The following is a 5374-nucleotide window of genomic DNA, read 5'->3' as shown; positions in this document are numbered from 1 at the left end:
TCCGGCCTTCGAGAAGCTGCTCGGCTATCGCGCCGAAGAGCTTGAGGGTACCCCCTTCCATGACCGCTTCGTTCCCGAGCGCCACAGGGCGGCCATGCAGGCGGGCATGCGCTATTTCCGGGAATCTGGAGGCAGACTCCGCATAGGGCAGCACACCGAGGTCGAGGCGATCCACCGGGATGGGCACGAAATCCCACTGGAATTGGCTCTGGCACCGGTGCAGATTTCCGGGCGCTGGCATGCCGCCGGACTCCTGCGCGACATCAGCGAGCGCCGGGCTTTGGAAGCATTGCGAGAGCAGCTGGCTAACCTCACCGCGCAGCTGCCCGGGTTCATCTATCAATGCCAGCTCTGGCCTGATGGCCGCCATGCCTTTGTCTATGCCAATGGTGGGGTTGAGGACACCTACGGTGTTACGCCGGAAACGGTCCTCGAGTGCCCTGATCGCGTTTTTGAGTTCATGTACGAGGCCGATCGGGATGAGGTTGGCCGGAGCATGGAACACTCGGCCAAGACCTTGACGCCCTGGCGCCAAAGCTTCCGGATCCACCACCCCTCAAAGGGAACGGTCTGGCTCGAGGGGAATTCCACGCCGGAACGTCAGGCCGATGGCAGCACGCTCTGGCACGGCTACTTGCAGGACATAACCGACCGCGTTCGAGCTGAGCAGGAGCTGGCGCAGAACAAAGCGCTACTCGAAGAATTCTTTAATCAGTCGATTACCGGTTTCTTCTTCATGATGCTGGATGAACCGATCGACTGGCAGGGTGCTACAGAGCAGCAAAAAGAGGCGCTGCTTGACTATGCTTTGAAACATCAAAGAGTCACCAAAATCAACCAGGCCATGCTGGATCAATACCGCGCCAAGGAAGAAGATTTCATTGGTTTGACCTTTGCTGACTTTTTTAGCTATGAAAATATCGAGCATGGCCGCAATGTGCTTAGGGATCTCTTCGATCAAGGTCGGGCCCACGCCGTGACACATGAACGGCGATGGGATGACACATCCATCATCATCAATGGGGATTACACCTGCCTCCACGATGAACAAGGTCGCGTCACCGGCTTTTTTGGTGTTCAAGAAGACGTCACCGAACGCCGGCGCGCTGAGCAGGCTGAACGACAGCTGCGCGAGCAACTTGAGGCGCGCAAGCACGATCTCGAAGCGATCTTCGAGGCCGCCGAGTCAGTCAGCCTGATTAAAACGGATCTCAATTCGGTGATCCTTGAGGCTAGCACCGGTGCCGAGGCGCTTTTTGGATACAACCGTGAGGAACTGATCGGCCAACACGTCAGCCTCTTGCATACTGATGCTGACAGCGAACGGCTACCCGGATATGTCGATCCCGTTTTCCAGGAGCACCAACCCTTCCGCATGGAGACGGAATTGGTTCGCCGGGATGGTAGTAGATTCCCGGCGCTGCTCACAATCCACCCCATCACCAATTCTCGCGGCGAGTTAGTGGAAACCCTTGGTGTAAGCTTCGATATCAGCGATCAGAAGAGAGCGGCACAGGAATTGGCCGAGGCCGTGGCGGCCAAGACCACTTTTCTCAACGCCGTCAGCCACGACCTGCGCTCACCGCTCAACGCACTGACCGGATTCGTCGACCTACTCGCTGCACCGGATCTGGAAGAAGAGCAGCGCCAGAGCTACGTGCAGCAGTGCCGCCACGCCAGCCGCCGGCTGCTGGAGCTGATCGACTCCCTACTCGATTTGAGTCGGTTGCAGGCTGGCCGGCTCAGGCTGCAGCCAGCGCCCTTTGATCTGCACGCCGCGATCGAAAGTCAGTGCACCGTGCATCGCCACCTCGCCGAAGAGCACGGCCTGCGGTTCACCAGTAAAGTTGAGCCTGGCGTGCCGCAGTGGGTGGAGGCCGATGCCACCCGGCTGGGGCAGATCCTGTCGAATTTGCTCAGCAACGCGATCAAGTATACCCATGAGGGCCAGGTCGATCTGACGGTATGCGCTGACGCCGGCGAGCAGATCACCTTCCAAGTGCGCGATACCGGTCCGGGGATCCCCCCAGAACAGCAGGCGCACATCTTTGCGGCCTTCGATCGCGCCGGCTACCAGGGCTCGCGCAGCGGCCATGGCCTGGGGCTGGCCATCGTGCGCGAACTCACCGAGCTTTTCGGCGGGGAGATTTCTCTTCAGAGCACACCCGGGGTGGGCTCCACGTTCACCGTGACGCTCCCGTTGCCGCCGGCGGCACAGGAAACGGAGCGCGATACCGACACTGGCGTCGATAGCACCCCTCCTCCGCTTGGCGGGGATGCTCCGGCCAGCGCACTGAATGTGTTGGTGGCCGATGACGAGGCGGTCAATGTCTTCCTCGCCCGGACCCTGCTCGAGCAGCTCGGCTGCACGGTGACCACGGCCGAGGATGGCGCCAGCGCCCTGGAGGCCTGGCAAACACAGACTTTCGATGCCCTGGTCCTCGACCGCCACATGCCCGGATTCGATGGTGATCAGCTGGCCGAGCGCATACGGGCTGAGGAAAGGGCCCAGGGACGCACCTGGGTGGCGATTGCCCTTTACACTGCCTATGCCCGCAGCGAGGTGGAGCCGGTCCTCGAGACCGGTCTCTTCGATGCATTCCTGAGCAAGCCGCTGGGTCGCACGGAACTGCGACAGTGGATCAAGTCGCTGGTGCCGCGGAAGGACCCCGAGGCCGCCACCACCCCGGGAGAAACGCATGGACCCACATCCAACTCCTAGCTGGGACGATGCCATGGATGCCATGGGGCATCCGATCTTCCTCCACGATCAGGAGTATCGCATCCTGCGGGCGAACCGCGCATACCTCCAGGAGGCCAGCGCCACGCTCGAGGAGGTAATCGGCCAACCCTACTGGCACGTCTTCCCCCGCGGCGAAGGCCCCCTGCCCGGCTGTCAGTCGGCCATGGCCAAGGTGTTGGCCGGCAAGCGCAGTGCTTCCGAGACCGGCTGCGACGAAACCGACGAGGAGTTCTCTGTGCCAGATGGCCGGTCCTTCCTATCGCGCTCGTATGTCGCTCGGGACGGACAAGGAGCCTACCGATACTCCGTCCATATTCTTGAGGACATCACCGCCAGGCGCCATCTCGAACAGGCGCATCAGGCCGCCGAAGCCAAGTTCCAGGCAATCACCACCGCCGCACGCGATGCCATCGTGCTGATCGATGCCGAGGACCGGCTGGTGTACTGCAATCCGGCCTTCGAGAAGCTGCTCGGCTATCGCGCCGAAGAGCTTGAGGGCGCCCCCTTCCATGACCGCTTCGTCCCCGAGCGCCACAGGGCGGCCATGCAGGCGGGTATGCGCTATTTCCGAGAGTCCGGCGGCCAAACCCGCGTGGGCCAACAGGCTGAGGTCGTGGCCATCCACCGTGACGGACACGAGGTCGCCCTGGAGCTGACCCTGGCGCCGGTGCAGATTGCTGGACACTGGCACGCCGCCGGAATCCTGCGCGATATCAGCGAGCGCCGGGCTTTGGAAGAAGAGCGCCAGCGCACGCTCGAGGATCAGAGGATGTTCCTCGCCGCGGTCAGCCACGATCTGCGCACGCCGCTCAATGCCATCCATGGGTTTCTGGATCAGCTGGCTCACTCCGAGCTTGATCCGCAGCAGCGTCAGCATGTTGACCTTTGCCGGGCCGGCGGCCAGACCATGCTGGGGCTGATCGAGACCGTCCTGGAGCTCTCGCGGCTGGAAGCCGGCCGTGTTCAGCTAAGCGAGCAGGATTTCGATCTGTGCGAATTCATGAATGCCCAGCTGGGCTTTCTCGCGCCGATGGCTGAGCAGAAGGGCCTGTATCTGGAATGGTCTTCCAGCACCGACGTGCCCTGCCGGGTCCAGGGCGATCCGATACGCCTCGGTCAAGTGCTCTACAACCTGGTCAGCAATGCTCTGCGCTTCACCGAGACCGGCGGCATCGGCGTGCAGGTCGAGCGGGCTTCACCGGAGAATGACCTCCACTTCACCGTCTCCGATACCGGAGTCGGCATCCCCGAAGAGGATCAGCCCCAGATTTTTGAGGCGTTCCGGCAGGCCGGCCCTGCCCTTGCCCGCAAGGAAGGCAGCGGGCTGGGGCTGAAGGTCTGCAAGGAGCTGGTGACGCTAATGGGTGGGGACATCTCGGTCGAGAGTGAGCCAGGCCGAGGAACGAGTTTCCATTTCACGGTGACCATGCCGCCGGCCGCCTCGGCCACGCCGGTGCAACACACCACTGAGGAGGCCGAAGTTGATACAACCAGCACGCCGCCCGGCACCGGCCTGCGCGTACTTATTGCCGAGGATGAGCCAACCAACGCCCTGCTGATCCAGTCTTTGCTCACCCAGGCCGGCTGCGAGGAAGTCACCTGGGCGGAGAACGGCCGGGAGGCCATCGAGCATTGGGAACAATCGAGACCCGATCTTATCCTGCTCGATCTCCAGATGCCCGAGATCGATGGTCGCGAGGCGCTGCGGCACATCCGGGCACAGGAGGCTGAGCACGCCCTCGCGCATACCCCGATCGCTCTGGTCACCGCTCATGCGCTTGAGCATTTCCAGCAGGAATGCTTCGGCCTCGGCTGCGATGCCTACCTCAACAAGCCGATCGAGCGCAAAGAGCTCTGGCTCTTCCTCGCTCGAGTCCAGGCAGAAGCTGCGTGACCAACCCTCTCCCCCGCCAGGAGGGAGGGGCCCCCTGGTCGGCCTCTTGGCTGATTCACGGGGCATGCCCACCGCCGCGTTCCCTGCGCCACAGCCCGGTTACCGGTAGCTGTTTCGCTAGGGCGGAGGTTGCCCTCTCCTGATGCCAGCTCTGATCGCCGAATTTGGCCGCGGGCCGGATGCTGAGGGGGAACCCGAGTTCGAGGCCATTGAGGAAGCGTGTACGAACTCGACTCTCACGGTGCTCAAGCGCGCCAGGTGGTCGATCTTGGGAGCAGCCGTATAGTGGAGTGAGTCTCCTGGGGGGCGCACCGAAGCATTGGAAGCTATAGGAAGACTGGAGCAGTCGAAAGTGAAGGTTGCAGCGGGCAAAGGGACTGACCTTGACCCGACCCGAGATTGGCACGGTGATCCATTCCTGAAGTGCCGGTGCCCAGAGGCGCAGAGGCGGCGGGGCCCCTCAGGGGGTGGACCTCGCGCCGCGCTCAAGGAGTTCGGTGAGCTGATCTGCCCCCATGGGGCGACCGAGACCGAAGCCCTGGCCCCGCTCGCACCCGAGCCTTTGGACAAAGGCGCGCTGCGCGTCTGTCTCGATTCCCTCCGCCACTACCGGCATACCCAGCCCCTTGGCGAGGCTCACGATCCCGCGGACCAGGGCCTCGGACTTGGCGGAGCTGCCTATGCCGCTGACGAAGGCGCGATCGATCTTAAGCGTGGTCAGTGGCAGGGCCTGGAGG

Annotated in this window: 3 protein-coding genes; 2 read left to right on the top strand and 1 reads right to left on the bottom strand. The window is 62.7% G+C overall.

Annotation, left to right across the window (positions count from 1 at the left end; translation table 11 throughout):
• On the top strand, nucleotides 1-2722 hold a 2722-nt coding region (locus tag LRF89_RS12815; RefSeq protein WP_238637315.1), incomplete at its 5' end, for a hybrid sensor histidine kinase/response regulator.
• The gene (locus tag LRF89_RS12810; protein ID WP_238637314.1) at nucleotides 2700-4637 is read left to right on the top strand and encodes a PAS domain-containing sensor histidine kinase; all 1938 of its coding nucleotides are present in this window, start codon (nucleotides 2700-2702) and stop codon (nucleotides 4635-4637) included. The genes LRF89_RS12815 and LRF89_RS12810, both read left to right, overlap by 23 nt.
• Before the next feature lie 460 nt (nucleotides 4638-5097).
• Here the strand turns inward: LRF89_RS12810 and LRF89_RS12805 are convergent.
• A partial coding sequence (locus LRF89_RS12805) for an EAL domain-containing protein (protein WP_238637313.1) occupies nucleotides 5098-5374 on the bottom strand: 277 nt, incomplete at its 5' end.

Origin of the sequence: Halorhodospira sp. 9621 (genome assembly GCF_022228055.1) — a bacterium.
Lineage (GTDB): Bacteria > Pseudomonadota > Gammaproteobacteria > Nitrococcales > Halorhodospiraceae > Halorhodospira > Halorhodospira halophila_A.
Note: the sequence above shows the minus strand (reverse complement) of the source record. Positions and strands in the feature narration are given on the sequence as shown.

What these genes read in the sequence shown, in the direction of transcription:
- LRF89_RS12810 (WP_238637314.1), top strand. Translation starts at nt 2,700, where the DNA reads ATGGACCCACATCCAACTCCTAGCTGGGACGATGCCATGGATGCCATG.